27 protein-coding genes are annotated in these 25,518 nt (G+C 64.9%); 4 read left to right on the top strand and 23 right to left on the bottom strand.

The window, feature by feature from the left end; translation table 11 throughout:
- Positions 1 to 265: 265 nt before the first annotated feature.
- The 10 genes from hutG to mltG form a co-directional block, all read right to left on the bottom strand.
- Entirely contained in the window at positions 266 to 1,213 is a 948-nt protein-coding gene (hutG, locus tag MHZ91_RS11175; RefSeq protein ID WP_239213604.1) for a formimidoylglutamase, read from the bottom strand.
- The gene (locus MHZ91_RS11170) at positions 1,210 to 1,998 is read right to left on the bottom strand and encodes an amino acid ABC transporter ATP-binding protein (RefSeq protein ID WP_286898685.1); all 789 of its coding nucleotides are present in this window, start codon (positions 1,996 to 1,998) and stop codon (positions 1,210 to 1,212) included. The genes hutG and MHZ91_RS11170 overlap by 4 nt, the downstream gene beginning before the upstream one ends.
- Positions 1,995 to 2,663 carry an amino acid ABC transporter permease gene (locus MHZ91_RS11165; protein WP_056570374.1) on the bottom strand — a complete coding sequence of 223 codons (669 nt, stop codon included), beginning with the start codon at positions 2,661 to 2,663 and terminating at the stop codon, positions 1,995 to 1,997. The genes MHZ91_RS11170 and MHZ91_RS11165 overlap by 4 nt, the downstream gene beginning before the upstream one ends.
- Entirely contained in the window at positions 2,660 to 3,403 is a 744-nt protein-coding gene (locus MHZ91_RS11160) for a transporter substrate-binding domain-containing protein (RefSeq protein WP_191579413.1), read from the bottom strand. The genes MHZ91_RS11165 and MHZ91_RS11160 overlap by 4 nt, the downstream gene beginning before the upstream one ends.
- A gap of 126 nt (positions 3,404 to 3,529) precedes the next feature.
- Entirely contained in the window at positions 3,530 to 4,270 is a 741-nt protein-coding gene (locus MHZ91_RS11155; protein WP_239213603.1) for an IclR family transcriptional regulator, read from the bottom strand.
- Between the two features lie 180 nt (positions 4,271 to 4,450).
- Complete coding sequence (locus tag MHZ91_RS11150; RefSeq protein WP_239213602.1) at positions 4,451 to 5,329, bottom strand: ankyrin repeat domain-containing protein; 879 nt, start codon at positions 5,327 to 5,329, stop codon at positions 4,451 to 4,453.
- Positions 5,330 to 5,367: 38 nt separating this feature from the next.
- Positions 5,368 to 6,138, bottom strand: a complete 771-nt coding sequence (locus MHZ91_RS11145) for a TatD family hydrolase (protein ID WP_175121900.1) — start codon at positions 6,136 to 6,138, stop codon at positions 5,368 to 5,370.
- Between the two features lie 17 nt (positions 6,139 to 6,155).
- Positions 6,156 to 7,205, bottom strand: a complete 1,050-nt coding sequence (gene holB / locus MHZ91_RS11140) for a DNA polymerase III subunit delta' (protein ID WP_175139183.1) — start codon at positions 7,203 to 7,205, stop codon at positions 6,156 to 6,158.
- Positions 7,202 to 7,825: a dTMP kinase gene (gene tmk / locus MHZ91_RS11135; protein ID WP_175121902.1), complete on the bottom strand. Its 624-nt coding sequence runs from the start codon at positions 7,823 to 7,825 to the stop codon at positions 7,202 to 7,204. Before tmk ends, holB begins: the two co-directional genes overlap by 4 nt.
- Positions 7,822 to 8,922, bottom strand: a complete 1,101-nt coding sequence (mltG, locus tag MHZ91_RS11130) for an endolytic transglycosylase MltG (RefSeq protein WP_370647798.1) — start codon at positions 8,920 to 8,922, stop codon at positions 7,822 to 7,824. Before mltG ends, tmk begins: the two co-directional genes overlap by 4 nt.
- Before the next feature lie 159 nt (positions 8,923 to 9,081).
- On the opposite strand from mltG, the gene MHZ91_RS11125 reads away from it, so the two are divergent.
- Positions 9,082 to 10,080, top strand: coding sequence for a folate-binding protein YgfZ (locus MHZ91_RS11125; protein WP_239213600.1), 999 nt, complete (start codon positions 9,082 to 9,084; stop codon positions 10,078 to 10,080).
- Between the two features lie 53 nt (positions 10,081 to 10,133).
- Here MHZ91_RS11125 and MHZ91_RS11120 read toward each other — a convergent pair whose 3' ends face one another.
- The 7 genes from MHZ91_RS11120 to MHZ91_RS11090 all read right to left on the bottom strand — a co-directional run bounded on the left by MHZ91_RS11120 (position 10,134) and on the right by MHZ91_RS11090 (position 15,708).
- Positions 10,134 to 10,823, bottom strand: a complete 690-nt coding sequence (locus tag MHZ91_RS11120) for a VIT family protein (protein ID WP_175121905.1) — start codon at positions 10,821 to 10,823, stop codon at positions 10,134 to 10,136.
- Between the two features lie 71 nt (positions 10,824 to 10,894).
- The gene (locus MHZ91_RS11115) at positions 10,895 to 11,332 is read right to left on the bottom strand and encodes a PaaI family thioesterase (protein ID WP_239213599.1); all 438 of its coding nucleotides are present in this window, start codon (positions 11,330 to 11,332) and stop codon (positions 10,895 to 10,897) included.
- Between the two features lies 1 nt (position 11,333).
- A complete protein-coding gene (gene mmsB / locus MHZ91_RS11110) occupies positions 11,334 to 12,224 on the bottom strand; it encodes a 3-hydroxyisobutyrate dehydrogenase (RefSeq protein WP_239213598.1) in 891 nt (296 codons plus the stop codon).
- 124 nt (positions 12,225 to 12,348) lie between these two features.
- The gene (locus tag MHZ91_RS11105; protein WP_191578054.1) at positions 12,349 to 13,524 is read right to left on the bottom strand and encodes an enoyl-CoA hydratase/isomerase family protein; all 1,176 of its coding nucleotides are present in this window, start codon (positions 13,522 to 13,524) and stop codon (positions 12,349 to 12,351) included.
- Positions 13,521 to 14,675: an acyl-CoA dehydrogenase family protein gene (locus MHZ91_RS11100; protein ID WP_175121909.1), complete on the bottom strand. Its 1,155-nt coding sequence runs from the start codon at positions 14,673 to 14,675 to the stop codon at positions 13,521 to 13,523. The genes MHZ91_RS11105 and MHZ91_RS11100 overlap by 4 nt, the downstream gene beginning before the upstream one ends.
- 261 nt (positions 14,676 to 14,936) lie before the next feature.
- Entirely contained in the window at positions 14,937 to 15,284 is a 348-nt protein-coding gene (locus MHZ91_RS11095) for an RnfH family protein (protein ID WP_239213597.1), read from the bottom strand.
- Complete coding sequence (locus tag MHZ91_RS11090; protein WP_056316825.1) at positions 15,274 to 15,708, bottom strand: type II toxin-antitoxin system RatA family toxin; 435 nt, start codon at positions 15,706 to 15,708, stop codon at positions 15,274 to 15,276. Before MHZ91_RS11090 ends, MHZ91_RS11095 begins: the two co-directional genes overlap by 11 nt.
- Before the next feature lie 137 nt (positions 15,709 to 15,845).
- Here MHZ91_RS11090 and smpB point away from each other — a divergent pair, with 137 nt between their 5' ends.
- Positions 15,846 to 16,355 carry an SsrA-binding protein SmpB gene (gene smpB, locus MHZ91_RS11085; protein WP_224776897.1) on the top strand — a complete coding sequence of 170 codons (510 nt, stop codon included), beginning with the start codon at positions 15,846 to 15,848 and terminating at the stop codon, positions 16,353 to 16,355.
- A 1-nt stretch (position 16,356) separates the two neighbouring features.
- Here smpB and MHZ91_RS11080 read toward each other — a convergent pair whose 3' ends face one another.
- The 3 genes from MHZ91_RS11080 to MHZ91_RS11070 form a co-directional block, all read right to left on the bottom strand.
- Positions 16,357 to 17,544 carry a GGDEF domain-containing protein gene (locus tag MHZ91_RS11080; RefSeq protein WP_175139176.1) on the bottom strand — a complete coding sequence of 396 codons (1,188 nt, stop codon included), beginning with the start codon at positions 17,542 to 17,544 and terminating at the stop codon, positions 16,357 to 16,359.
- A 26-nt stretch (positions 17,545 to 17,570) separates the two neighbouring features.
- Positions 17,571 to 18,497, bottom strand: a complete 927-nt coding sequence (locus tag MHZ91_RS11075; protein ID WP_008167745.1) for an SPFH domain-containing protein — start codon at positions 18,495 to 18,497, stop codon at positions 17,571 to 17,573.
- 96 nt (positions 18,498 to 18,593) lie between these two features.
- The gene (locus MHZ91_RS11070; protein ID WP_175121913.1) at positions 18,594 to 19,025 is read right to left on the bottom strand and encodes an NfeD family protein; all 432 of its coding nucleotides are present in this window, start codon (positions 19,023 to 19,025) and stop codon (positions 18,594 to 18,596) included.
- Positions 19,026 to 19,195: 170 nt separating this feature from the next.
- On the opposite strand from MHZ91_RS11070, the gene MHZ91_RS11065 reads away from it, so the two are divergent.
- Together MHZ91_RS11065 and MHZ91_RS11060 are read left to right on the top strand one after the other, a co-directional pair.
- On the top strand, positions 19,196 to 19,936 hold the full coding sequence (locus tag MHZ91_RS11065; protein WP_175139174.1) for a glutamine amidotransferase: 741 nt from the start codon (positions 19,196 to 19,198) through the stop codon (positions 19,934 to 19,936).
- Positions 19,937 to 20,072: 136 nt separating this feature from the next.
- Positions 20,073 to 20,918, top strand: coding sequence for a bifunctional transcriptional activator/DNA repair enzyme AdaA (locus MHZ91_RS11060; RefSeq protein ID WP_175121915.1), 846 nt, complete (start codon positions 20,073 to 20,075; stop codon positions 20,916 to 20,918).
- A gap of 135 nt (positions 20,919 to 21,053) precedes the next feature.
- Here the strand turns inward: MHZ91_RS11060 and MHZ91_RS11055 are convergent, their stop codons facing one another.
- The 3 genes from MHZ91_RS11055 to MHZ91_RS11045 are packed head-to-tail and all read right to left on the bottom strand — an operon-like array spanning position 21,054 to position 25,518.
- Entirely contained in the window at positions 21,054 to 22,037 is a 984-nt protein-coding gene (locus MHZ91_RS11055) for a DUF6708 domain-containing protein (protein ID WP_239213596.1), read from the bottom strand.
- Positions 22,037 to 24,637, bottom strand: coding sequence for a T6SS effector BTH_I2691 family protein (locus MHZ91_RS11050; protein ID WP_239213595.1), 2,601 nt, complete (start codon positions 24,635 to 24,637; stop codon positions 22,037 to 22,039). Before MHZ91_RS11050 ends, MHZ91_RS11055 begins: the two co-directional genes overlap by 1 nt.
- 8 nt (positions 24,638 to 24,645) lie before the next feature.
- Positions 24,646 to 25,518 carry a DUF4123 domain-containing protein gene (locus tag MHZ91_RS11045; protein ID WP_239213593.1) on the bottom strand — a complete coding sequence of 291 codons (873 nt, stop codon included), beginning with the start codon at positions 25,516 to 25,518 and terminating at the stop codon, positions 24,646 to 24,648.

Here is a 25,518-nt window from a genome sequence, read left to right as displayed (position 1 = left end):
TTTTAAATAGGGACGCATTAACGTGGCGGATACCGAACGGGTCGCAGGCGGGCCCGGAAGCTGCACCTATCCTAAGCCGCGAAATTGGCGGCGTCCAGCCTGCGGCCGGGATACTCGGGGCGAAAAAAAGGCGGCCTCTTTTGGAAGACCGCCCTTTACATCCACGCCTGCCTTGCAGACCGCCCCGGTGTCGGACAGCGGGGTAAGGCGCGCTTTCACGGTGTGCCACCGAAGCAAAGGCGTCGGACACCTCTGCCGCGCCGAGTCACACCGACAGCAACTGCCACGCCAGACGCGCCGCCGCGCGCGCGCCATGGCCGTCGACGTCGAACTTGGGGTTGAACTCCGCCAAGTCCGCCAATCGGAGCTTGCCGCTCGCCATGACCCGCAGGACGATTTCCTCGATCACGGCCATCGGCACGCCATAAGGCGCCGGCGCGGACACCCCCGGCATCACGCCGGCGGGCAGCACGTCCAGATCGATCGTCAGATACACGTGCTGCGCCTTGGCCAGCAGCGCGTCCACGTCGGCCAGACGGGCTTCGAGATGCCGCTCCTGCATGTCGCGGTCTTCGATCCACACGGCCCCGATTTCCGCGGCGCGGGCGTAGAGCGCTGGCGTGTTGGCCAGCCGCGAGACGCCCAGGCAGGCGTATTGCAGCTCACGCCCGCGTGCCTCGCTGTCTGTCGCGATCTGGTCGAACGGGGTGCCGGAACTGCCGGGACGGCCCGTGCGCAGATCGAAGTGCGCATCCAGATTCAGCACCAGCACGGCGCCCGCGTCGCCGCGCGCGTCCAGCCAGCGGGCCAGTCCCTGGAAACTGCCCCAGGCGATTTCATGGCCGCCACCCAGGACGACCGGGCGCGCGCCCCGCCCCATCAGTTCGGCCAGACGCAGGCCCAGGCGTTCCTGCGCGTCTTCCAGCTTGTCACCGTGGCAGTCGACGTCGCCGGCATCCAGCAGGCGCGTCAGCCCATGCGCTGGAAGGCCCGCCAGATACTTGCGGATGCCCGCAGGCCCGGCGGCGGCGCCCACCCGGCCCTGATTGCGTGCCACGCCCGCATCGCAGGCAAAGCCCAGCAGCACGGCCTCACCCATCTCGCCCTGCCCCGCTTCGGCCTCGACGATGTGCGCGAGCCGGCGGGTGTCGCCCTGCTCGGCGCTGTCGTCGCGGGCCTTCCAGAGGCTCTTGTCCAGTTTCGGCGCGCTCATGCTGCGGCTCCCGGACCAGCGCTCAGGACCGCCTGCAGGAATTCGCGGGTGCGGGCTTCGCGCGGCTCGCTGAAAATCACCTCCGGCGGGCCGGATTCTAGAATGACGCCGCCGTCCATCACGGCCACCACGTCCGCCACATCACGGGCAAAGCCCATCTCGTGCGTCACGACCATCATCGTCATCCCTTCGCGGGCCAGCAGCTTCATGACCTGCAGCACTTCGCCGACCAGCTCCGGGTCCAGCGCCGAGGTCGGCTCGTCGAACAGCATGACCTGCGGCTGCATGGCCAGCGCGCGCGCAATGGCCACGCGCTGCTTCTGACCGCCGGACAGGCTGGCGGGCATGGCCGCCATCTTCTGCGACAGCCCCACCTTGTTGAGCAGGTCCGCCGCCAACGCATTGGCCTGTTCGCGGCCCATGCCCAGCAGCGTGCGGGGCCCGACGGTCACGTTGTCCAGCACCGACAGATGCGGGAACAGATTGAAGCCCTGAAACACCATGCCCACCTGCGTGCGCAACTGGTTCAGTTCGGCTTCTGGCAACATCGCCCCGTCTTCCTGCAGCGTCTGGCCGCAGATATCGACCGTGCCGCGCTGGGCGACTTCCAGCCCGTTGCAGCAACGCAGCAAGGTGCTCTTGCCCGAGCCGCTGGGCCCGATGACCACCACCACCTGCGACTTCAGCACATCGAAATCGATGCCGCGCAGGACGGCGTGATCGCCGTAGGATTTGTGCAGGCCGCGGATGCGGATCATTTCCTGACCTTCGATGACGAGGCTCATTGCACCATCCCTCCCGCGCGCAGACGATGCTCGATCTTGCGCAAAATCACCATGGCGGTCGTGGTCAGCGCCAGATAGATCAAAGCCACCACCAGGTAGGTTTCCAGCGAGCGATACGACACGCTGATGATCTTCTGCCCTTCGTGCATCAGATCGTGAATGGTCAACAGCGAGACCAGCGCCGAGTTCTTGATGAGCGCGATGAACTCGTTGCCCAGCGGCGGAATCATGCGCACGAATGCCTGCGGCAGGATGATGATGCGCATCGCCTGGCCGGACGACATGCCCAGCGAGCGCGCCGCCTCCGTCTGGCCGCGATCCACCGACTGGATCGCGCCCCGCACGATCTCCGACACGTAGGCCCCGGAATACATACCCAGGCCCAGCACGCCGCAGGCGAACGCCGGGAGCGTCACGCCGAACTGCGGCAGGCCGAAGAACCAGATGAACAGCTGCACCAGCAGCGGCGTGCCCCGGAAGAACAGCAGGTACGTGCTGCACAGGTGGTACGTGATGCGACGCTGCGGGTTGAGGCGGCCGATCCCGACCAGCAGCCCCATCACGCAGCCAAGCAGCAAGGCGCCGGCGGTCACCTCGATGGTGACCAGCGCGCCCCGCATCAGCGCGTCGAAGTCGGCGAAGACGGGAGAAAATTCCAGGTTCATTTCGCGGGCGCCTCGAACCACTTGTTCACGATGGCCTGGTAGCTGCCATCGGCCTTCAGCTTCTTCAGCGCGGCGTTCAGGTCGCGCGTGAGCTCAGGCTTGTTCTTGGGCACGGCGATGCCATAGTCCTCGGTCGTGACCTGATCGTTCAGCACGGTCAGGCCGTTGGTGCTCTGCGCGAACAGCTTGGCCGCGGGCTTGCCCGTCACCGCGGCATCGGCGCGGCCGATCTGCACCAGATTGAACATCTCCTGGTTCTTTTCGACTTCCACGCGCTGCACCTTTGGGAAATGCTCTTTCAGGTAGTTCACCGACTTCGTGCCGACCTGCACCGACACCTTGCGGCCATCCAGATCCTTGATCGACTTGACGGGGCCGTCGGCCTTGGTCAGGACCACCAGGCCGCCCGCGTAGTACGGATCGGTGAAATCGACGACCTTGCTGCGCTCGGGCGTGATGTAGATGGCGGACACCGCGATGTCGGCGCGGCCGGCCTGCAGCGCCGGAATCAGGCCCTTGAAATCGATGTCGATCCATTCAACCTTCTTGCCCATCGCGCCGGCCAGCGCTTCGACCAGCTCGATGTCAAAGCCGGTGCGTTTTCCGTCCTTGACGAATTCCATCGGCGGGAAGGTGGCGTCGGTGACGGCGCGGATCGTTTCCTGGGCGTGCGCGGCGCCGGCGGCCCAGGCGAGGCTCAGGGTCAAGGCGGCGGACAGCAGGGTGCGGCGAGTGGTCATGGTGGGGTCCTATGGAGGTGGGTGCGACAGGTGGTACGACGGTGGGTACGACGATCGTTGCGGCTAGGTACGGGCTAAGCGATGAAGCAGGTGAAACAGGTATTCGATAAGGCGGACAACACGGCGTCAGGCGGCCTTCAGGCGCTCCGAGATGCGGCGGGCGGCCGCGAGGGTCAACTCGATCAGCGCGTCCGGGTGTTGCGCGGCGCGGGTGGACGGGGCCATCAGCGTGATGGAGGCCACGGCCTGGTTCGCCCGTTGAAAGATCGGCACGCTCACGCCCCACACACCGGCGTCGACTTCGCTGTCGGTCACCGCATAGCCCTGCGCGCGGATGGCCTCCAGCTCGCCGGTCAGGCGGGCGGCATCCACGCCGGCTTCGTCGGCCAGGTAGGTCAGCGCGGCCTGCAGGCGGGCCAGCGGCATGAACGCGAGCAGCGACTTGGCCGACGCGCCGCGCGCCAGCGGCAGCCCGCGGCCCTTGGTGAACGAGCAGCGCAGCGGATGCTGGCTTTCCACCATGTCCAGGCACACGGCCTGGTCCTTCACGGCGACGAGCAGGCCGATGGTTTCGCCGGACGACGCGGCCAGCGCCGCCATGTCGGGTTGCGCTTCGTGAATCAGAAACGACGACTGGTCAAAGCCCCAGGCGAGCTGCACGCACAGCGGGCCGGGTCCGTACTCGCCTTCGTGTTCGGCGACGAATCCCCAGCGCTTGAGGAGCGCGATCTGCCGGTAGAGCGTGCTCTGCGCCAGGCCCGTTTTTTCGGCCAGCGCGGCAATGCTGAGCGGGCCGTCGTGCCGGGCCAGGGTGGCCAGCACATACAGGACGCGATCCGCGCCCGCCCCGACAGACGATTCCGACATGAAGATTCAACTCCCAGCAATATGGGAGCGAGATTATCAATTTGTGGAGGTTTCCCTTCCGATTTTTCCCATCCGTTGAGAATCGCAAGGGAAAACCCCGAAAACCGGGCGTAAAAAACCCGCCGTGAGGCGGGTTTTGATGGGCCGGCAGCGGGATGTTTCCGCATCTACCGGCGATCATCACGGCGCGGGGGGCTTCTCGTAATCCGACAGCCCGACGCCGGAGACGCCCTTCACACCACCACCGGGCGCCGCAGCGGCCGGCGCCGGCGCCGACGGGGCCGCAGGCGCTGGAACCGCCGCCGGCGCCTCAGCCGCCGGCGCGGTATCCGCTTGCTGGGGCGCGCCCTGCGCGGCTGCGCGGCGTTTGCGCCTGGCGTCCTCTTCCTTCTCGACCAAGGCCGTCAGCTCGGCGGCCAGCGACGCCGACTTGCCCGTGGCCGCCCACGCGGCGGCGTCCTGCCCCTTCGTGTCCTGCGTGGTAACGTCGGCGCCGGCCTTGAGCAGCAGCTCGACCATGGGCTTGCGGCCGGACAGCGCCGCCATCATCAGCGGCGTCTCGCCATTGGGCGCGGGCGCATTGACCATGGCCTTGTTCGCCAGCAGCAAGCGCGCCATTTCCATCTGCCCCTTGGACGCGGCGTAATGCAGCGGCGTCCAGCCCAGGCGGTTGACCTGCGCGCCACGGGCGATCAGCTTTTTGGCGCGTTCGGTTTGCCCAGCAATGGCCAGGTACATCAGCGGCGTCTCGCCCGCCGGGTTCTCGGCATTGACGTCCGTGCGCTTGTCCGCGGCCAGCACGTCGAAGACGTTCCAGGCGTTGTCCACGACCGCGCGCATGATGGCCGGCTGGCCGTTCTTGTAGCGCACGTTGGGATCCGAGCCTTGCGCCAGCAGATCCTTGATGTCGTCGGGATAATCGTTGGCGACATAGACCCACCAGTCGGCGGGATTGGCGGCCTGCGCCGCGGGTGCGGCCAGGCCGATGGCCAGCGCCAGCAGACCGGCGCGGCCGCATGACAGTAAGGCTTGATGGGCGGAGGCGATGCGGATGGCCATGGCTGTCCTCGGATGCAAATTCAGTGAATCGGGATGACCTATTTCTTGATCTTGCTGAACAGCTTGAAGAAATTGTCGGTAGATGCGCGCGCGACCTCGGCCGCCGTGATGCCGCGCAGGTCCGCGATCTTTTCGGCCACGTGGATCACCTTGGACGGATCATTGAGCTTGCCGCGGAACGGCACCGGCGCCAGGTACGGCGAGTCGGTTTCGATCAGCAACCGGTCCAGCGGGACCTTGGCGGCCACTTCGTGCACGATCTGCGCGTTCTTGAACGTGACGATGCCGGACAGCGAAATGTAGAAGTTCTGGTCCAGCGCGGCCTGCGCCACTTCCCAGGTCTCGGTGAAGCAGTGCATTACGCCGCCCGCCTCGGCCGCCTTTTCCTCGGCCAGCATGCGCACGGTGTCCTCAGCGGACGACCGGGTGTGCACGATGAGCGGCAGGCCCGCGTCGCGCGCGGCGCGGATGTGGCGGCGGAAACGTTCGCGCTGCCAGTCCAGCGGCTCGGACAGCCGGTAGTAGTCCAGCCCGGTTTCGCCGATGGCCACGACCTTGGGATGCTCGGCCAGGCGCACCAGTTCTTCGGCCGTGGGGTCCGGCGTGTCTTCGTAATCGGGGTGCACACCCACCGACGCCCACAGGCGCGGCTCGGGCTCGACCAGCGACATCAGGCCGGGCCATTCCGGCATATTGACGCTGACGACCAGCGCGTGCGTGACTTGATTGGCGGTCATGCGGTCAAGAATGGCCGGCAGATCGTTGGCAAGCTCGGGAAAATTCAGATGACAGTGTGAATCGACGTACATGGAGAGTCTGGTAGGGCTTACGCCTGGCAGGATAGCACCACGCGTTGCAGGGTGGCGTGGGCGAAAAGCTTGGCGTTCAGGGGGTGCGTGGCCAGCGCGCGCTGGCGCGTCAGCCAGCGGGCCGATTCGGCCACGCGGGCGGGATTGATACGGGCGGCGACCTGCGCGACACCGGTTTGCAGCGACGGGAAATACCGCACCGGCGCGCCCGCGCTGGCCAGCATCAGATCGGTGTAGAGCCGTTGCAAGGCATCGATCCATTCAGCCGCCGCCACCTTTTCCAGGGATTCGGCCAGCGTGCCCACATCCGGCGTCTGGCCCTTGGACAACGGATTGACCAACTGGCCCAGCCACGCCGGACAGGCGGATTCGCCCGATTGCGCCAACCGCAATGCCGCCAGCGGCGCGCCGCCTGCGGCAGCCAGCCATTCGCGCGCCGGTTCCACGTTCTGGTCGCGCAACCATTGCAGCGCCGTATCCGCATCGGGCGCGGGCAGCGGCAGCCGGCGGCAGCGCGACACCAGCGTGGGCAGCAACCGGTCAGGCGCGTCCGCGACCAGCAGGAAGACGGTATGGGGAGGCGGTTCTTCCAGCACCTTGAGCAAGGCGTTGGATGACACGACGTTCAGCGCATGGGCGGGATACAGCAGCGCCACGCGCCAGCCGCCACGGTGCGTGGCGGTGTTGAACCAGGACTCCAGCGAGCGGATCTGGTCGATACGGATTTCCTTGGAGGGCGCGCGCTTGGCGGCGCCCGCCGCCGGCTCGGCGTCTTCGGCCTGTTCGGCCGCGTCCGCGCCCTCTTCCACGGCAACCGCCTCGGGGCGGATACGGCGCAGGTCCGGGTGATTGCCGCTGGCGAACCAGTTGCAGGCCGCGCAGTGGCCGCACGCCAGCCCGTTCTCGGGCGTCTCGCACAGCAGGCTGGCTGCCGCCGCGATGGCGAAATCCAGCTTGCCGATGCCGGCCAGCCCGTGCACCAGCCAGGCATGCGCGAACCGGTCACGATTGCCCAGCCACGCACGGGCCGTCTCCATCTGCCAGGGGTGGAACTGGGGCGCGCTCATGCAGGAACGGCCAGCAGCTCGCGCAGGCCCGCCTCGAGGTCTGCGCGGATCTGAGCAATGGAACGGGTGGAATCGACGACTCGGATGCGGTCGGGATCGGCCTTGGCGCGGGCATGGTAGGCCTCACGGGTGCGTTCGAAGAATGCCGCGCCTTCCCGCTCGAAGCGGTCGGGCTCGCGCGCATCGGCCAGCCGCGCCCGCGCGACTTCAAGCGGCACGTCGAACAGCCAGGTCCGGTCCGGGCGGCCGGCGCGCATCCAGTCTTCCAGGACCGCCACGCGCTCGGCGCCCAGGCCGCGGCCGCCGCCCTGATAGGCGTAGCTGGCGTCGGTGTAGCGGTCGCAGACGACCCACGCGCCGCGCGCAATCGCCGGCTCAATGACCTGGCGGGCGTGTTCGCAACGGGCGGCAAACATCAGCAGCGTTTCGGTGTCCAGCCCCATGGCATCGTTCAGCACCAGCGCGCGCAGTTTTTCGCCAAGCGGGGTGCCGCCCGGCTCGCGGGTGGACACGACCTCAAGGCCCTGCCCCCGCAGGAAATCCGCGATCCAGTCCGTGTGCGTGCTTTTGCCCGCGCCGTCCACGCCCTCCAGCGTAATGAAGCGTCCGCGTGAGGTCATTGATCTTGTCCTTGTGCTGATTCGGGTTCGGGGTCGGCCGGCGCGGCGGCGGGCGCGGGGGTTGGCGTAGGCGTGGGTGCGGGCGTGGCGCGCTGGCCCTGACCCAGAATGTAGCGGGCGACGTTGCGGTTGTGCTCGGACAGATTGGCCGAGAACTCGCTGGTGCCGTTGCCGCGCGAGACGAAATACAGGAACTTGTGCTGTTCAGGCTGCACGGCGGCCAGCAAGGCGGCGCGGCCCGGCGCGGCGATCGGCGTGGGCGGCAGGCCCGGACGCGTGTAGGTGTTCCAGGGCGTGTCGGTCTGCAGGTCGCGCTTGCGGATGCGGCCCTGGTAGGCCTCGCCCATGCCGTAGATCACGGTCGGGTCGGTCTGCAGCAACATGCCGATCTTCAGCCGGTTGGTGAACACGCCCGACACGCGGCGGCGCTCCGGACCGTGGCCGGTTTCTTTCTCGATGATCGACGCCAGGACCAGCGCTTCATAGGGCGTGGCGACGGCCACGTCGGACTGGCGCTTGTCCCAGGTGTCGTTCAGGATGCGCTGGCCTTCCTGGTAGGCGCGGCGCAGCAGGTCAAAGTCGGTGCTGCCCGGCGTGAAGATATAGGTGTCGGGGAAGAACAGGCCTTCGGGGTGCTTGATGCTCGAGCCCAGCCGCTCCAGCAAGTCTTCGTCGCTGACGCCGTCCAGCGTCTGCTTGACGTCCGGGTTGTCGCGCAGCGCCTGGCGGATCTGGCGATAGGTCCAGCCTTCCAGGAACGTGATCTGGCGCTGGGTCATGTCGCCGCGCGCCAGGCGTTCGAGCAGCAGCCACGGCGTGTCGCCATTGATCGCCTGATAGCCGCCCGCCTTCATCAGCTTGTCGCGTTCAGACAGACGCGCCATCCACACGAAACCGGGCTCCCACATCGGCACGCCGGCCGCGTTGAGCGCGCGCGCGACGGTGCGCGGACTGCTTCCCGGATCCACCACGAAGTCAATCTTGTCGGCCGCCAGCGTCATCGGGCGGTGCATCCACATGTAGGCAGCGCCCACCGCGCCGCCAACGGCCAGAACGATGAGCAGCAGGAACCACAGGACGAAATTTCGGAGTCGCATCTTCATAAGTGTCGGAAGTTTAATGGATCGCGGGCCTTGCCCGGGACACAACCGGGGCCGGATGGCGCGGCGCGCCCCTTTGCCCATCGGGGACATGGCAAGCCCGTGCCGGGATCGGGGCTATCATCAGCACTTTGATGACGCGATAACCCCGCCGCCATGCACGCCTATTACGCTTCGATTCCCGTCCGCGCCGAAGGTTGCGCCCAATGCGCCCCGCTGGAAGATCTGACGGTCTTCACCGCCGCCGGCGCCGACGCCCTCACCTTTCTGCACGGCCAGCTCACGCAGGACGTCACCGGTCTGACCCCGGACGCCGCCCGCCTGGCCGGCTATTGCACCGCCAAGGGCCGCCTGCTGGCCACGCTGGTCATGTGGCGCGGCGCGGGCGATGCCGATGACGCACCCCAGTTCTACGGCATGGTCCGGCAGGACCTGTCCCAGGCCCTCATCAAGCGCCTGTCCATGTTCGTGCTGCGCGCCAAGGTCAAGCTGGCCGCCGCGCCGCTGCACGTGGCCGGGGTGCAGGCCACCTCGGAACAGGCCGCCGCGCTGGAAGCCCTGACGGGCACGCTGCCACGCGCCACCTGGCAGCGCGCGGACCTGCCGTCCGGCACGTGGATCGTTGCGCCGTCGGCCGACGACCGCCTGCGCTGGTGGTGGATCGCCTCGGACACGCAGCTGGAACAATCCGGCGCGCTCACTCAGGCGCTGGGACTGGCGCCGGCCGCGCACTGGCATGCGGGAGACCTGGCGGCCGGCATTCCCTGGATTGCAGCCGCCACGCAGGATGTCTTCATTCCGCAAACGGTCAATCTGGACCTGATCCAGGGCGTCAGCTTCACCAAGGGCTGTTATCCCGGCCAGGAAGTCGTGGCGCGCAGCCACTACCGGGGCACCGTCAAACGGCGCATGGCTTACGGCACCGTTGCAGACGCCGGCCTGAAAGTCCCGGCGCTCGCGGGGGTGGATGTGTTCGACGCCGCGCAGCCCGGCGAAGCCATTGGCCGCGTGGTGCAGGCCGCCACCGACGCGGGTGTCGTGTCGGTGCTGTTCGAAACCACGCTGGCCGCGCTGCCCGAAGGCGATCTGCGTCTGGCCAGCGCCGACGGTCCCCGCATCGCGGCGGCGCCGCTGCCGTACTCGATCAATCCCTGATCTTCCGGGCCTGCTCGCGCTGATTTCCGCGCGCGCAGGCCTGGCGGCCATCGTCAGACCGCCACCCCGAACAACGCTCCCACACCGGCCGTCACGGCCATCGCCGCCGCGCCCAGCACGGTGACGCGCAACGCCGCGGGCAGTTTGGGTGCGCCGCCCGCCTTTGCGGCCATGGTGCCAAGCGCCGCCAGACAGCACACCGACGCGCCGATGACCCAGCCGATCAGGTGCGGTCCGGGCGACACCGCCGCCACCGCCAGCGGCACTGCGGCGCCGCCGGCGAACGACGCGGCCGACGCCAGCGCCGCCTGCACCGGTCGCGCACGGTTGTGCAGCGAGATGCCCAGTTCGTCGCGCGCGTGCGCGTCCAGCGCGTCGTGGCTGGTGAGCTGGCGCGCCACCTGTTCCGCCAGATCGCGCGTCAGCCCCCGGGCCACATAAATGTCCACCAGTTCGGCCAGCTCTTCGCCGGAATTGCGCTTTAGCGAGCGTTGTTCCATGCGCAGGTCGGCGGCTTCGGTGTCGGCCTGGGTGCGCACCGACACGTATTCGCCCGCCGCCATCGACAAGGCGCCGGCCACGAGGCCCGCCAGTCCGGAAGTCAGAATGGCGCCATGCGAGGCCTGGGCCGCGGCAACGCCGGTGATGAGGCTGGCTGTCGAGACGATGCCGTCGTTGGCGCCCAGCACCGCGGCGCGCAGCCAGTTGCTGCGGAAAATTCGATGATGTTCTTTTGCTGGCATTGCCGGAAAACCCATGCGAGGCGCGACAGACGCGAGGCGCGCCAGGCATGGCCCGGCGCCCCGCGCGGAGTTCATCGCGGCGTCACGCGCACCGCGGTCAGCAAGCCTATCACGCACAGCGTGGCGTGTTCGCCGTCGTAGGCATGCATTTCCACCTGGCAGACCGAAAGACGCTTGCCCGGCTTGACCACGCGCCCGCTCGCGACAAAACGGTCACCCTTTGCGGGCGCCAGGAAGTTCATTTTGAACTCCGACGTCAGCACGTCCTCGCCCGGTCCGAACAGCGTGAACGCGGCATAGCCGCCCGCACTATCGGCAATGGTGGTGGAAATGCCCGCGTGCAGATAGCCGTTCTGCTGGCAGAGGTCGGCGCGGTAAGGCAGAACGATGTCCACCCTGCCCGGCTCGACCGTGTCCAACTTGGCGCCCAGCAGCGCCATGATGCTTTGCTGGCTGAAACTGGCCTGGACCCGCGAGGCCGGGTCCACAGCGGCGTTGGACGGCGTCACGTCAGTCCTGCTCGCGCTTGACCAGGTTGACGATGCTGGAAAAGTCCAGTTTGCCGGAGCCGCCGCCGCTGTGCAGCGAATACAGATTGCGCGCCAGCTCGCCCAGCGGAATCGAGGCACGCGCCGACAGCGCCGCCTCGGCCGCCAGGCCCAGATCCTTGAGCATCAGGTCCACGCCAAAGCCGCCGGCATAGCCCTTGGACGCCGGCGCATGCTCCATGACGCCCGGCCACGGGTTGTAGAGTTCGGTCGCCCAGTTGCGTCCCGAGCTCTTGGCGATGATGTCCGACAGCACCTTGGGATCAAGACCGTTGGCCACGCCCAGCGCCAGCGCCTCGGACGTGCCGGCCATCAGGATGCCGAGCAGCATGTTGTTGCAGATCTTGGCCACCTGCCCCGCGCCTGCCGGGCCCGCATGGAAGATGTTCTTGCCCATTTTCTCGAGCACGGGACGCGCGCGTTCCAGCGAGGCTTCGGCGCCGCCCACGATGAAGGTCAGCGTGCCCGCGGCCGCGCCGCCCGTGCCGCCCGAGACCGGCGCGTCAATCATGGCAATGCCGCGCGCCTCGGCCGCCTGGGCCACCTTGCGCGCCGAATCCGGCGCTATGGTGCTGCATTCGATGACCAGCGCGCTCGAGCCGATCTTGCCGAGCAGATCCTGATCCAGGTACAGACCCTCGACGTGCTTGCTGGCCGGCAGCATCGAGATCACGACCTCGGCCCCTTCGACCGCTTCCGACGCGGACGCCGCCGCCGTCGCGCCGGCGTCGGTCAGCAGCTTGATGGCCGCCGGCACCAGGTCAAACACCTTCAGGCTGTGGCCGGCCTTGACCAGGTTCAATGCCATGGGCGCGCCCATGTTGCCCAAACCGATAAACGCGATGCTGCTCATGATGTCTTGTCTCCTGTTGCTATTGCTGTAGGTATGGATTCATCGTGACCTGCGTAACTGCGTGACCTGCGTGACGGGCAGAAGCCAAGGGCCGGCTGGCGGGCCGGCCTGTATCAGCGACCGATCAGCGCCCTTCCTGCCCCAGATCGGCCAGCGGATGCGGCTCGCCTTCCGGCCAGGGTTCCTCAAAGAATTTCTGCACCCAGGCGTCGGTGGCCATGTCAATGACGGCCGGGTTCCAGCGCGGGTTCTTGTCCTTGTCGACCAGCAACGCGCGGATGCCCTCGGCAAAATCGCCATGCGCGGTGCATGCCAGCGCGGCGATGTACTCGACGCGGAACACGTCATCCAGCGACCGCAGGCGCGTGCGCTGCTGCAGCGCGAACGCCAGCCGCACCGATCCGGGCGAGCCCGCCAGCATGGTCTTGGCGGCGCGCGACAGCCACGGATCCTCGTGGTCCTTCAGGAAGGACAGTTCCTCGTAGATGTCGTCCAGCCGGTTGCCGTTGCACAGGTTGTTGACGACAAACGAGTGCTGGCGCAGCGGGCCGGGTTCCAGCGGCGTGGCCGGCTCAAGGGCGGTCAGCGCGCGGCGCAACAGGCCGTCGTTGATGGAGCGCGGCGGAATGGCGTCTTCGGCAGCGCCTGCGGCCTGCCCGGCCCACGGCTGCTGTTCCAGCGACGACAGCAGCGCAGGCCAGTCCGCGCTGTTCAGGCGGAAGTCCGCCAGACCCGCAAAGAAGGCGTCGGACGTGTTCAACTGCGCGCCCGTCAGCGCCAGGAACACGCCGCTGCGGCCCGGCATACGGTTCAGCAGCCAGCTTCCGCCCACGTCCGGGAACAGCCCGATCGACACTTCCGGCATGGCCAGGCGGGAGGTCTCGCTGACGACGCGGTGGCTGGCGCCCATCATCAGGCCAATGCCGCCGCCCATGACGATGCCGTGGCCCCAGCACAGCACGGGCTTCGGATAGGTGTGGATGCGATAGTCCAGCCGGTATTCGCGTTCGAAGAAGGTGCGCGCGTAAGTGTTGCTCCAGCCGGGCTTGCCCGCGTTCTCTTGCATGCTGCGGTACAGGCCGTGCAGATCGCCGCCGGCGCAGAACGCCTTGTCGCCCGCGCCTTGCAGCACCACCAATGCCACACCGGGATCCCGCGCCCACGCGTCCAGACGGTCAGCCAGCAGGTCCACCATCTCGAGCGACAGGCCGTTCAGCGTTTGCGGCGCGTTCAGCGTCGCAATGCCGAAACGCATTCCATTGGCAGCGGATCTTTCTTCGAACAGCACCGGTGCATTCATCTTATGTCGGCTCCTTTTTCCAACAATTGGCGGGCAATGATCACGCGCATGATCTCGTTGGTGCCCTCCAGAATCTGATGAACGCGAGTATCGCGCACCAGACGCTCCAAGGGATAGTCTTTCAGGTAACCATAACCACCATGGATCTGTTGCGCGTCCAGGCAGATCTGGAAGCCCATGTCGGTGGCAAAGCGCTTGGCCATCGCGCAATAGGTGGACGCGTCAGCCGCGCCTGCGTCCAGCTTGCAGGCTGCAAGCCGCACCATCTGGCGCGCCGCGACCAGGTGGGTGGCCATGTCCGCGAGCTTGAATTGCAACGCCTGGAATTCCGCCAGGCGGCGGTTGAACTGACGGCGCTCATCCATGTAACGACGGGCAGCGTCCAGCGCCCCTTGTGCGGCGCCCACCGAGCACGTGCCGATATTGATCCGGCCGCCGTCCAGGCCCTTCATGGCGATCTTGAAGCCTTCGCCTTCCACGCCCAGCATGTTGGCGGCCGGCACGCGGACGTTCTCGAAGGTGATGGGGCGCGTGGACTGGCTGTTCCAGCCCATCTTCTCTTCCTTGCGGCCGTAGCCGATGCCCTCGCTGTCGGCCGGAATCGCGAAGGCGCTGATGCCCGCGGCGCCCTCGCCGCCGGTGCGGGCCATCACGACCAGCAGGTCGGTGTCGCCGCCTCCGGAGATGAAGGCCTTGGCCCCGTTGACGATGTAGCTGTCGCCGTCGCGCTGCGCCCGCGTGGCGAGCGATGCCGCGTCGGAACCGGCGCCCGGCTCGGTCAGGCAATAGGAGGCCAGCTTTTCCCCGCTGGCGAGCAAGGGACCCCAGGCGTCCCGCAGGCCCGGCTGGCCCCACTTGCCCACCATCCAGGTCGCCATGTTGTGAATCGTCAGGAACGCCGTGGTGGACGGATCCACCGCCGCCATTTCCTCGAACACCAGCGTGGCATCCAGTCGCGGCAGACCCAGGCCGCCGATGTCTTCGCTGGCGTAGATTGCGCAAAAGCCCATCTCGCCCGCCCGGGCGAAGGCTTCGCGGGGGAAGATACCCTCGGCATCCCAGCGCGCGGCGTGGGGAGCCAGTTCGCCCTCTGCGTAATCGCGCGCGGCCTGCGCAAACGCGCGCTGCTCGTCGGTCAGTTCCAAGTCCACAGCCTGTCTCCTGTTGTAGTCGGTATTGTCTGGTGGCGTTGCTGCCGTCTCGTGAACGCCAGCCCGCCGATTTTGACATGACGTTGACGTAAACGTAAACGGACACCCGGGTTAATGTTACGCCCGAAGCGGCCGGGTGTTTTGTCTTATTGACGACAATGTGCGGAGACGGCCGGCAGCGACGGTCGCCAGCAGGGAAACAGGGCGACGCGCCGCGGCGGTGTCACGCCGGGGTGGCGATCAGGGCGTCAGTGCAGCGAGCTACAGCAGCCCCGCCGGCCTGACGCGCCCATTGCGGGCGGTCTTGGTGCGGCGGTGCTCGGCGCGGCGACGGCGCGATTCCTTGGGGTCGAAGGTCAGCCCGCGATAGATTTCCACGCGGTCACCATCGGCCAGGCGCGCGTGCGGCTCGGTGGCGCGGCCAAAGACGCCCACGCCCCGTTCCCATGGCTTGACCACAGGAAACGCCTGCGCAAATCCGCTGGCGGCCAGCGCGTCTTCGACCGTCGCACCGTCGGGCAGGCGCACCTCCCGCTGCCACGCGTGGCCGGGCAAGGCATAGCAGACGATGACGCCGATCTGCCCTGCCGCGGACGCCTCACTCGCCATACTTGGCCTGCGCGCGCTTGGTGAAGGAATCAATGAAGCTGGTCGCAATGCGGTTGAAGACCGGCCCCACCACCATCTCCAACGGCCGGTTCGAGAACGCATATTCCATGGTGAACAGGACCTTGCAGGCGTCTTCGGCCAGCGGCTGGAACACCCAATGGCCCACCAGGCTGGAGAACGGGCCATCCACGAGTTCCAGGTCGATCCGCTCGGGATAGACGTGGGTATTGCGCGTGGTGAAGCGCTGCTTCATGCCCGCAAAGGAAATCAGGATGGAGGCCTGCATGCCGTGTTCGTCGCGGGTCTGCACCTCGGCGCCGCCACACCACGGCATGAACTCGGGGTACTTCTCCACGTCGGCGACCAGGTCGAACATCTGGGCGGCGCTGTAAGGCACCAGGACGGATCGTTGTACTTTGTGCATCGACTATCGCAAATGGCTAGAATGGCAAGATTTTACCGGCACAGCGCTTTGTGGGCCTAAATGGGCCGAAACACTGGACCAGCACATCGCGCAGAATAACGAGCAATCCCCGTTCGCAACAACCCGCAATCGGCCGGATAGCCAGATTCGCAGAATCCCAGCAAGAAGGCTTTATGAGCATTATCGACAACCGCAAGGCCACGCACGACTATTTCATCGAAGACCGCTACGAGGCCGGCCTTGTCCTGCAAGGCTGGGAAGTCAAGGCGATCCGGGACGGCCGCGTGCAGCTCAAGGAAAGCTACGTCATCGTGCGCGATGGCGAACTCTTCCTGCTCGGCATGCACGTCAGCCCCCTGCCCACGGCCTCCACGCACATCCACCCGGACGCCATGCGCACGCGCAAGCTGCTGCTCAAGGCCGAAGAAATCAGCAAGCTCATCGGCAAGGTCGAGCAGCGCGGCTACACGCTGGTGCCGCTGAATCTGCACTACAAGAACGGCCGCATCAAGCTGGACTTCGCGCTGGGCCGCGGCAAGAAGCAGTTCGACAAGCGCGACACCGCGCGTGAAAAAGACTGGGCGCGCGAAAAAGAACGCATCATGAAGCACGACACCCGCGCCCCCCGCCGCAGCAAGGACGACTGATCTACGCGGCCACCGGCAACGCCGGGCGCTCGGCCTCGTGGCCGGGGCCCACGATGCGGTTGCGCCCCGCCGACTTGGCCGCATAAAGCTTGCGGTCGGCCCGTTCAAACAGCACCTGCAGGTTCTCGCCGGGTATCCAGTCTTCCACACCCGCGCTGAACGTATACGAAATCGTGCTGCCGCCGTGCGCACACGGCGTGCGCCGCACAGAATCCAGCAGCCGCTCGGCCACCTCCAGCACCGCGTCGCTGCGCATGTCCGCAAACAGCACGCAGAATTCCTCGCCACCCACCCGGCCCACGTGATCGCCGGTACGCAGCGTGGCCGTTGCCAGCAGGCCAAAATGGCGCAGCACCGCATCGCCGGCTGCGTGGCCGTGCGTATCGTTGATGCGCTTGAAATGATCGATGTCCAGCAGCAGCAAGGTCAGCGGACGGCGCATGCGCAGGGCCTGGGCGCAATAGCGCTCGGCCTGCAACCACCACGCCTTGCGCGACATCAGACCCGTCAGGAAGTCAGTACTGGCCTCTTGTTCGCGATCAGCCAGCATGCGGTCGTGGATGATCATGATGGTGCCCAGCGTCAGGCAAGGCATGATCAGTACCCCCAGCGTCAGGAAGGCGACGCTCCACAAGGTGGGCTCCAGAAAGGCCGACACCATGTCCAGCTCGACCAGGTAAACCGCCGCACGAAGCGCGCACACCACGGCGGAGATCAGCGTCACCACCCACACGAAACGGTAGCTGTAACGCGAGCGGTGCGCCGGCATGTTGCGCTGGACGACGATGGCCACGGCCAGCATGAAGCCCATCTGCAGCAGCGACATCGCCACGATGCGCGGCCCCACCTGCCAGTCCACGTACGTATAGACCGCCACGACCGACAGTGCGGCCACGCAGCCCAGCGTCATCAGATGCCGGGGCACCGTCAGCCCGAGCAGCCGGCGCACGCCGGCATAGTACGCACAGAGGGCAAGCGCGATGGCCGTATTGGGCACCAGGATGGACGCCCACAGCGGCGCCTTGGTGCTCTGCAGCGCAAAAGTAGAAAACGCCAACAGCGTGAGCAGGTTGGCGCGGATGGTTTCGCGGATTCCGGCCATGCCGCTGCGCGCCAGCGATCCCAGCACGCAAAGGGAAAGCACTCCCGCCAGCGCTGCTATCAGAAGCAAATTAACGGGAGCGATCATGGGCGGGCGCGCCGCAAGGCGCGGTATCAGGTGTTGCGCGTGGACTTCACGATGGTCATGGCGGAGGCGATCATGCCGCCCACGTCGGACAGGTTGGCCGGCAGGATGAGCGTGTTGCCTTCCTTGGCCACATTGCCGAACGCCTCGACGTAACGCTCGGCAACCTTCAGGTTCACGGCTTCCATGCCACCCGGCTGGCGCACGGCGTCGGCGACCTGCGTGATGGCCTTGGCGGTGGCTTCGGCGATCGCCAACACCGCGGCGGCCTCGCCCTGCGCCTGGTTGATCTGCGCCTGCTTCTCGCCCTCGGAACGCGCAATGGCGGCTTCACGTTCGCCGGTGGCGATGTTGATCTGTTCCTGACGGCGGCCTTCGGAGGCGGCGATCAGCGCGCGCTTCTCGCGTTCGGCGGTGATCTGTGCCTGCATCGAGCGCAGGATTTCGTTGGGCGGCGTCAGGTCCTTGATTTCGTAGCGCAGCACCTTCACACCCCAATTCAGCGCCGCCTCGTCCAGCGACGACACGATGTTGCTGTTGATGGAATCGCGCTCTTCAAAGGTGCGGTCCAGTTCCATCTTGCCGATGACCGAGCGCAGGGTCGTCTGGGCCAGCTGCGTGATCGCCGAAATGTAGTTGGACGAACCGTACGACGCGCGCATCGGGTCGGTGACCTGGAAGTACAGCACGCCGTCGACCTGAAGCTGCGTATTGTCGCGCGTGATGCAGACCTGGCTGGGCACGTCCAGCGGAATTTCCTTCAGCGAATGCTTGTAGGCCACGCGTTCGATAAAGGGAATCACGAATCCGGCGCCCGGCGACAGGACGCGGTCAAACTTGCCCAGCCGTTCGACCACCCAGGCATGCTGCTGCGGCACGATGGCGATCGCCTTGACGACGATCAGGATTGCCAGTGCAACGATGACGAGCAGCACGATGGTTGAAGTATCGATCATGGTGTGAAGCCTCTTTTCGAGTGGGTGCGCTGGCCTGCCCCGCCATGCCGGCCAGGGTTCCAGCGTTTGCCCGCGGCGCTGCGCGGGCGCGTTCTGCTATGTCGAGCCGCCGCGCTTGGGAGTAAGCACGAGGATCGAGCCGCGCAATTCAGTAATGGTGTGTTCGCCGGGCTGGGCGGCATGCCCCTTGGCCAGTTCAGCCTGCCAATGTGCGCCGCGGTACCAGACGCGCGTCGACCCGCTGTCGGACCAGGCCTCGACCGTGACAGTCTGGCCTATGTCCAGAATGACGTCGGCGTTGCGGGCGGAGTTGACCTCGCGCTTTTTCAGTACCCGCGTCTTACGCAACACCACGAGTCCCAGCAGCAGCACGACGCCGCACGCCACCAGCTCCCATTGCAGGCCCGCATTCAGCCAGGCGGCAATACCGCCGGCGGCCAGACCCAGGGCGACCAGCAGCAAATAGAAGGTTCCTGTCGCCAGCTCACCGATGAGGGCCAGCGCGGCCAATCCCAGCCAAATCCACATAGTCTCGAGAATCGTCTGTAAGGATGAGTATCTGAGCGGATTGTACGTATTTCCGGGACGGAGCGGGAATTGCCGTGCGCCGACGGGAACATTTTCGCTGGATTATGATGTGCCCCTGGCGCGCCGGGTCGCGGGACCTTCGCGCCGCCCTTATTCACCCACACGCTTTTATGACCGCTGCAACTTCTTCTGCTCTCCCCGTCCTGATCCTGCATACCGGCGATCCGGACGACACGCTCAAAAGCCAGTTCGGCGGCTATGCCGAACAAATCATGCAGGCGGCCGGACTGACCCCAAGCGCCGTCGACATCGTCGCGGTCTACGAAGGCCAGCGTCCGCAGGCGCCCTCCAGCTACCGCGCCGCTTTGATTACCGGTTCGCCCGCCATGGTTTCGGACAAGGAACCCTGGAGCGAAGACACCGCCGCCTGGCTGCGCGAGGCCCTGGAGGCCGGTCTGCCCATGTTTGGCGTCTGCTACGGCCATCAATTGCTGGCGCACGCGTTCGGCGGCAAGGTCGGCTACAACCCCGCCGGCCGCGAAGTCGGCACCCAGACCGTCGAATTGCTGCCGACGGCCGGCGGCGATCAGCTCATGGCCGGCGTGCCGACCACCTTCCCCGCCCAGATGCTGCACGCGCAGACCGTGCTGCAACTGCCCGCAGGCGCGGCCGTGCTGGCGCGCTCGGACCTGGACGAGCACCAGATGATCCGCATCGGCCGCAACGTCTTTTCCACCCAATTCCACCCCGAGTTCGGCCCGGACTTCATCCGGGCCCACCTCGAACGCTATGGCCGCCGCTACGCAGCCGAAAACCTCGACGTGCCGGGGCTGTCCGCCAACGTGCGCGCGACCCCCGTGGCGGCCGGCCTGCTGCGCCGGTTCCTGGAAACCTACGCGCCCGGCGCCTGACGCCCACGCCCGCGGCTCCGCCGGCAATGCGGAGACCGTCGGCGGGGACAGCCGCAACAAGCGGAGTGCGCAGGCCGGCAAGCCTTGAGACCATAGCGCCAAGCGTACGAAATCACGCAAGAGCCAGGAGTCCCCTATGAGCCCCGCCGCCGCCCCCTTGAGCAAACAGCACGCCGCCGCCGTGGAGCGCGCCTGCCGCGCCCTGGAAGCCGACCAGCCGCCCGATCTGTCGGCGTTGGCCGAACAGGCCGGCATGAGCCGCTTCCATTTCCACCGCATTTTCAAGGCCGCCACGGGCATCACGCCCAAGGCCTATGCCAACGCCCTGCGGGCCAGCCGCGCCCGCCAGCGCCTGGAAGACAGCGCCAGCGTCACCGACGCCATGTACGACGCCGGCTTCAATTCAAGCGGACGCTTCTACGAAGCCGCCCCCGCCATCCTGGGCATGACGCCCACCGCGTTCCGCAAGAACGGCGAAGGCGTGGACATCCGGTTCGCGGTGGCGCAGTGCTCGCTGGGCGCGCTTCTAGTGGCCGCCAGCAGCACCGGCATCTGCGAAATCGCACTGGACGAGGATCCGGACCGATTGGTCCAGAATCTGCAGGACCGCTTCCACGCCGCGAAACTGATCGGCGCCGACCCCCGGTTCGAAAGCTGGGTGGCGGACGTGGTCGGCTTTGTCGAAGATCCTTCGCGCGGCCTGGATCTGCCGCTGGACGTGCGCGGCACGGCATTCCAGCGCAAGGTCTGGGAGGCGCTGTGCGAGATCCCGCTCGGCGAAACCGCCACCTACTCCGAAGTGGCCGAACGCATCGGCGCACCCGCCGCTGTACGCGCCGTCGCCCGCGCCTGCGCCACCAACAACATCGCGCTGGCCATCCCCTGCCACCGCGTGGTGCGCACGGACGGATCGCTGGCGGGCTACCGCTGGGGCATTGACCGCAAGCGCGAATTGATCGCCCGCGAAGCCAAGGCAGCCTGATCCGGACCGGCCCGGCCTGCTCCAAACGCCGCGAGGCCACCTCGAAGGCCACCACTTTTTCGGGTAGGTGGAAGTGATTCTGATGGTCCCTCTGCAGTTCTCAGCTTCCTCGGCGCGCTGAAAGCAGCGTCAGGACTATCGCCCCGCCTCTTCGATGTCCCGGGGAAATCGAGGTTCGTAGCAAAGCAGCAGCGAAAGCCAGTGGCCGGCCGCATGGATCAAGATAGCGGGCAACATCAACAGGTTCGCTACGACAAAAACCCACAATGCGCTGTGCCGCAGAAACTGGGTGTCCAAGCCCCAGGCCGCTTTGAAAGAAAGCCAGGGCCAGGGGAACTTGCTAACGAATTTTTTGGGGGCCGGCACGGCGGCGGGGCCGTCCTCCATGTAACGGCGAATGTACTCCCAAAACGCTAGGAGTTCGCTAGCGTTGCGAGTGGGTTTGCCTACAAAAGTGACTTCGAGGTTGTCGGTGGGAGTTCCCTGCAAGTCCACACCATGACCCCTATCCCAGACCAAGACAACGAAACCTCCAGTCCCTTCCAATTCGCTCATGTTTTTGTCGATGAATATCTCGGTCTTGTCCCAGTCCATGATGCGGATGCCACCGAGATGCTCAGGGCGCAATAAGTAGACTTTACGAGTGACGCGATTAAAGCGCACCACAATGCGTCGGGCGGTAAACATCTCCAAGCGGATAAATCTAATGGTGAACTTGAAAAAAAAATAAAGGACAATGTTTGCGGTCAGCGGACTAAGCACCAGGCCAAATACGTAAAATTCCCAATCGAGCTTTCCGTCCGAGGTCAGAAGGTCTCTTGCTGCCAGCCATATGGTCGTCACCCCCGCCCATAAGAGCATCCCCCCTAAAACGAAGAAAAAAAACGTAATCACTCCCCTCTTTTCATCGTTGGGTGTGCGAGCATCAATAAAAATATTGTTTTGAGCATAGAGAGATAGATTATTGGCTGGGCTATCCGAAATCGTTTCGTGGACACCATCTGGCGGATGGAGTTTCGCCTGACCCGGCTGACGTTGTTTCGTATTGAATTCTTCAGCAGCCTCGTCATAAGTCATCAAGGTTTTGGACCATTGAAAACCTCGCTCCAATATATACATCAGAGGTTTCTCTCTACCGCGCGCTGCATAATCTCGATTTCTTCCATCTCACTATCTACGATGCCCTTGCTACGGTCTTTTCGGAACGAACTGTGCGCTAGAAATGTTTGCAGATTGTTGGGCAAAACGAATATCTCAAACAACGCTACCGCGAGCAGGAAGACGTTGAGCCCAAAGAACAAACGAAGCATCGGCACCATACGCGATGCCATCGCGGCTGAGGCTCGGGATCCAAATTCGGCGGCCTTTGCAAGGTTCGTCCGCGTGCCAAATTTTTTGACCAAGTATTCAAAATAAGGACCTGCGTATGCCAAACCGATCGTGATCGAGAGAGCCGCCGCCCCTGTCTGCGCAGCGGCTCGGAGAAGATAGACGTATGCAATAGAGTACCTACGCATTTTCCACTGATCTGAAAACTCCGCGAAATCAAAGTACGCACCAACCGCACCTGCCGAGCCAGACAAAACTCCCGCCCCTAGGCGCAGCCCGCTTCCAAACAGCTTCGCGCCTCGCTGAACAGCGACGTTGCTGCTCCTCTCCGCAAAGCCCACCGCGCTGGCGCCCACTTCGACACCCGTTGCGGTAAGCGCTAGCAGTGCCGCAGCAAGCTCGACATATTCCTTGCTTCGCTTGTTTTCCGCGGTCATTCTGTTGTAGAGGTTCCACATTTCCAAGAACACAAGCGTGCTCCCAATGCGTAGCTCAGTCATCGGCCCCATCTTTCCGGCCCGCAACGCCTCATCAAACTGCCGGCTGGCGGAGCGGTCCATACGTGCCAATGTCCCCCGACTCAGTTCCTTGCCGTACCGCAATTCAAGACGATAATGCTGCGCGTAACGACCTAAGCGCGCGAGCAGCACTGACGCCGCGAGATTATTCAGTGGGGCATCCATAATGGCGGCAGCGGTCTTGCTTTGAAATAATGAGCTGCCTAGCGTATTGATCAGCATTGCACCGCCAACCAGATAGCCGGACGGTGGCCCTCCGCCCGTTGAGGCATCTGCCATCGAATCGAGCATGGCGTGGCTCTTTTCGTAAAGATCCGCCAGCTTCTTTAGTCGGTTCTGCAACGCGACGGGGTCGACGGATTTCAGCGTCTCGCGCTCCCCGAAAAGTCGATTCACTTCGCTTTCCATGCTCTCCTGGTTCTGCGCCAACGACCGCCAGAACAGGTTTTCTCTGGATATCCCCGCTTTGCGCCAGCGATCGAGCAGTTCCTCGCCAACCGCCGTGGCATTCATGCCGACGACCGCCTTTCCCATTTGGTCTTCAAATAACAAGGCCTGCTCGGTATCGTTGCGGTCGAAGGCGTCGAGCGCGTCGAGAAACGGTTCGCTCTGAAGCCAGAGTAAATGGTCCGCGGCGCGCGCGTCCTTGGCCGCGTCCGCTCTGCTGACTTCGTCGCGGTAGCGCTTGAGGAAATCCTGACGCATTTTCTCATCGATGTAGTCGGCGTACTTGCTCCAGCTTCTGGCACGGCGCTCCTTGGCTGCGGCTTCCTGAACTTGCCGTTGATGCTGCGGGTTGCGAAAGTTGATGAAATCACCCCGCGATTGCAAAGTCATGTGGTTGTTGCTCATCTCGTACCCGCGATCCGAGTAACGCACGCCGTAGTTCTGCTGCTCCTTGTAATAGAGTTTCTCGGCTTCGTCCTCTACCAGTTTCCTGATGTTTTCAATGCCGAAAGCGATCGTGAACTTACGATGGTTGGTAAGCTTTTCGTTGTCCTCGTACGCCATGAATGCATCGAGTGCGTCGACACTCGCATTGCGCCAGGCGTTCAGTTCCTGAGTAATGCCGAGAGCGTCCTCTACGACGATGGCCGCACCACGGAACCGATTGTGCGCGGCCGTGGGCCGCATTTCGGCCTGGGTCGCCTGCAGGGGTGGCGCAAGAACACTGAACGCCTGCGTTTTGAGCAGCGTACTCAATCTGGGCTGGTTTACAGCCGCGAAGTCGGCAACGCAATCAAGCTGATCAAAAGTCAGCACGCCGTCTTGCGAGCGGACACAATCCATTTCTTCGGGAGGCAGCGACGATAGTTTGGCGATATCCACCGAGACCAACTTATCCCTGCTTGCCGGGAGCGAGCGATATCTGCGCAGCGTTTCCTTGGTCAAAGGGCATGGGCTAAAGAGCAGGCGAAGATCCTTGATGTCGTCTACGTCATGGACTTTGAACATCCACTTCCAGCCGGTGTATGCATCCATGATGCCCTGCCCCGCGGCGGGTTTCGGCTCCCACGGCTCGTCGGCATTCATATAGGCGAGCGTTCCGGCTTCCGATACCCGGTACTGGCTGTGCCATTCATAGGTCCCCGCGCTCACGCGCTGCACAAGGACGTACAGGAATCCCTGACGCAGCGGGCGTATGGCGTAAGTCGATTCGCTCAGACTGCCCACTCTGCTTGGCTTATTCAAATGCTCGGGCAAAGACGGAAGGAGTTTGCGCTGTTCGGCGCTACCTCCCACGGCGCCATACCGTAGCGGAAGTATCGTGAAGGTGCGAGTGCAAGTTACCTCCGCCCCGCGATTCAAGATTCCATCGAGAAGCGTGCGATTCTCTGCACACGCATTAAAGGTGTCGTTCCAATCGAGCATTGACGTCCTCAACCATTTTTTCTGCGCATGCGCACTTGCAGCGCCTGCGCCAGGGGTTCTCGCAGCGCTTTCGCCTCGTGCAATGCGTCGTTCCATGCCGGAGAACCTTCGAGCGCCTTGCCTTGCAACGCCATCAAGGTCACGTAGTCGATTCGGTCGCTCTGTCGGCTCAGACCGATGCGATCCGCTTGAGCTAACAAGTCATGTACGAGTCCAAGCCGGGTACCATGGCAGTTTTCGCGGTCGCCCTTCTTTTCAAGCGGCGCCCGAAGCTGGTCCGCCAGACGGTACGTGAGCGGGTCGCCCGCAAGCGCCTCCCAGCATGACTCGTCCAATTGAATAACTGGCGTGCGATACGGCTTGGTCGAACCGTGACCTGTAAAGTGTTTCCAGGCCTTGCGCTCTCGGTGGGGAAATACCAGCCACCATGATCGGACCGGCGCCAGCCAGTCCGAGATTCCCGGGAGATCCTGGCGCGCATGAAGCACGGGAAAGGCCAATTCCGTGTGAAAGCGCAGCAAATAGGTAGCGCCATCCGGGCCCTTCGCTGTCGTGGCATGGCCAAGGTGCTCGGCCAACTGAGGGGGCGACATGGCACTGGTCAGCCAGACGCAAACTGCGTCTCCGGCAATGCCAGCAACGTCGCAGAGAAAGTCGTACTGTCCTTGCAGGTTGTTCTGGGCGGAAGGCGTGAACAACCATGGGCCAATCTCGCGGAGATTCTCCAACTCTCGCTGCTGCAGTAGCGGCCAACCGGAGAATCGCTCCGTCAGGTGCCTTCGGACATCAGCCTTCATGCGAGCCATTTCGATGATGGCTGTCAGTCCATGATCGGGGAGCTGGCGCAGTTCGTTTACAACGCTTTCAGAAAATGGATTCAT

The sequence above is a fragment of the Achromobacter sp. ACRQX genome, from assembly GCF_022346505.1.
Lineage (GTDB): Bacteria > Pseudomonadota > Gammaproteobacteria > Burkholderiales > Burkholderiaceae_B > Achromobacter > Achromobacter animicus.
Note: the sequence above shows the minus strand (reverse complement) of the source record. Positions and strands in the feature narration are given on the sequence as shown.

Bases quoted from the DNA above. Each gene is read 5' to 3' on its own strand.
- hutG (WP_239213604.1), bottom strand. From the start codon at position 1,213: ATGAGCGCGCCGAAACTGGACAAGAGCCTCTGGAAGGCCCGCGACGAC.
- MHZ91_RS11170 (WP_286898685.1), bottom strand. From the start codon at position 1,998: ATGAGCCTCGTCATCGAAGGTCAGGAAATGATCCGCATCCGCGGCCTG.
- MHZ91_RS11165 (WP_056570374.1), bottom strand. From the start codon at position 2,663: ATGAACCTGGAATTTTCTCCCGTCTTCGCCGACTTCGACGCGCTGATG.
- MHZ91_RS11160 (WP_191579413.1), bottom strand. From the start codon at position 3,403: ATGACCACTCGCCGCACCCTGCTGTCCGCCGCCTTGACCCTGAGCCTC.
- MHZ91_RS11155 (WP_239213603.1), bottom strand. From the start codon at position 4,270: ATGTCGGAATCGTCTGTCGGGGCGGGCGCGGATCGCGTCCTGTATGTG.
- MHZ91_RS11150 (WP_239213602.1), bottom strand. From the start codon at position 5,329: ATGGCCATCCGCATCGCCTCCGCCCATCAAGCCTTACTGTCATGCGGC.
- MHZ91_RS11145 (WP_175121900.1), bottom strand. From the start codon at position 6,138: ATGTACGTCGATTCACACTGTCATCTGAATTTTCCCGAGCTTGCCAAC.
- holB (WP_175139183.1), bottom strand. From the start codon at position 7,205: ATGAGCGCGCCCCAGTTCCACCCCTGGCAGATGGAGACGGCCCGTGCG.
- tmk (WP_175121902.1), bottom strand. From the start codon at position 7,825: ATGACCTCACGCGGACGCTTCATTACGCTGGAGGGCGTGGACGGCGCG.
- mltG (WP_370647798.1), bottom strand. From the start codon at position 8,922: ATGCGACTCCGAAATTTCGTCCTGTGGTTCCTGCTGCTCATCGTTCTG.
- MHZ91_RS11125 (WP_239213600.1), top strand. From the start codon at position 9,082: ATGCACGCCTATTACGCTTCGATTCCCGTCCGCGCCGAAGGTTGCGCC.
- MHZ91_RS11120 (WP_175121905.1), bottom strand. From the start codon at position 10,823: ATGCCAGCAAAAGAACATCATCGAATTTTCCGCAGCAACTGGCTGCGC.
- mmsB (WP_239213598.1), bottom strand. From the start codon at position 12,224: ATGAGCAGCATCGCGTTTATCGGTTTGGGCAACATGGGCGCGCCCATG.
- MHZ91_RS11105 (WP_191578054.1), bottom strand. From the start codon at position 13,524: ATGAATGCACCGGTGCTGTTCGAAGAAAGATCCGCTGCCAATGGAATG.
- MHZ91_RS11095 (WP_239213597.1), bottom strand. From the start codon at position 15,284: ATGGCGAGTGAGGCGTCCGCGGCAGGGCAGATCGGCGTCATCGTCTGC.
- MHZ91_RS11090 (WP_056316825.1), bottom strand. From the start codon at position 15,708: ATGCACAAAGTACAACGATCCGTCCTGGTGCCTTACAGCGCCGCCCAG.
- MHZ91_RS11080 (WP_175139176.1), bottom strand. From the start codon at position 17,544: ATGATCGCTCCCGTTAATTTGCTTCTGATAGCAGCGCTGGCGGGAGTG.
- MHZ91_RS11075 (WP_008167745.1), bottom strand. From the start codon at position 18,497: ATGATCGATACTTCAACCATCGTGCTGCTCGTCATCGTTGCACTGGCA.
- MHZ91_RS11070 (WP_175121913.1), bottom strand. From the start codon at position 19,025: ATGTGGATTTGGCTGGGATTGGCCGCGCTGGCCCTCATCGGTGAGCTG.
- MHZ91_RS11065 (WP_175139174.1), top strand. From the start codon at position 19,196: ATGACCGCTGCAACTTCTTCTGCTCTCCCCGTCCTGATCCTGCATACC.
- MHZ91_RS11060 (WP_175121915.1), top strand. From the start codon at position 20,073: ATGAGCCCCGCCGCCGCCCCCTTGAGCAAACAGCACGCCGCCGCCGTG.
- MHZ91_RS11055 (WP_239213596.1), bottom strand. From the start codon at position 22,037: ATGTATATATTGGAGCGAGGTTTTCAATGGTCCAAAACCTTGATGACT.
- MHZ91_RS11050 (WP_239213595.1), bottom strand. From the start codon at position 24,637: ATGCTCGATTGGAACGACACCTTTAATGCGTGTGCAGAGAATCGCACG.
- MHZ91_RS11045 (WP_239213593.1), bottom strand. From the start codon at position 25,518: ATGAATCCATTTTCTGAAAGCGTTGTAAACGAACTGCGCCAGCTCCCC.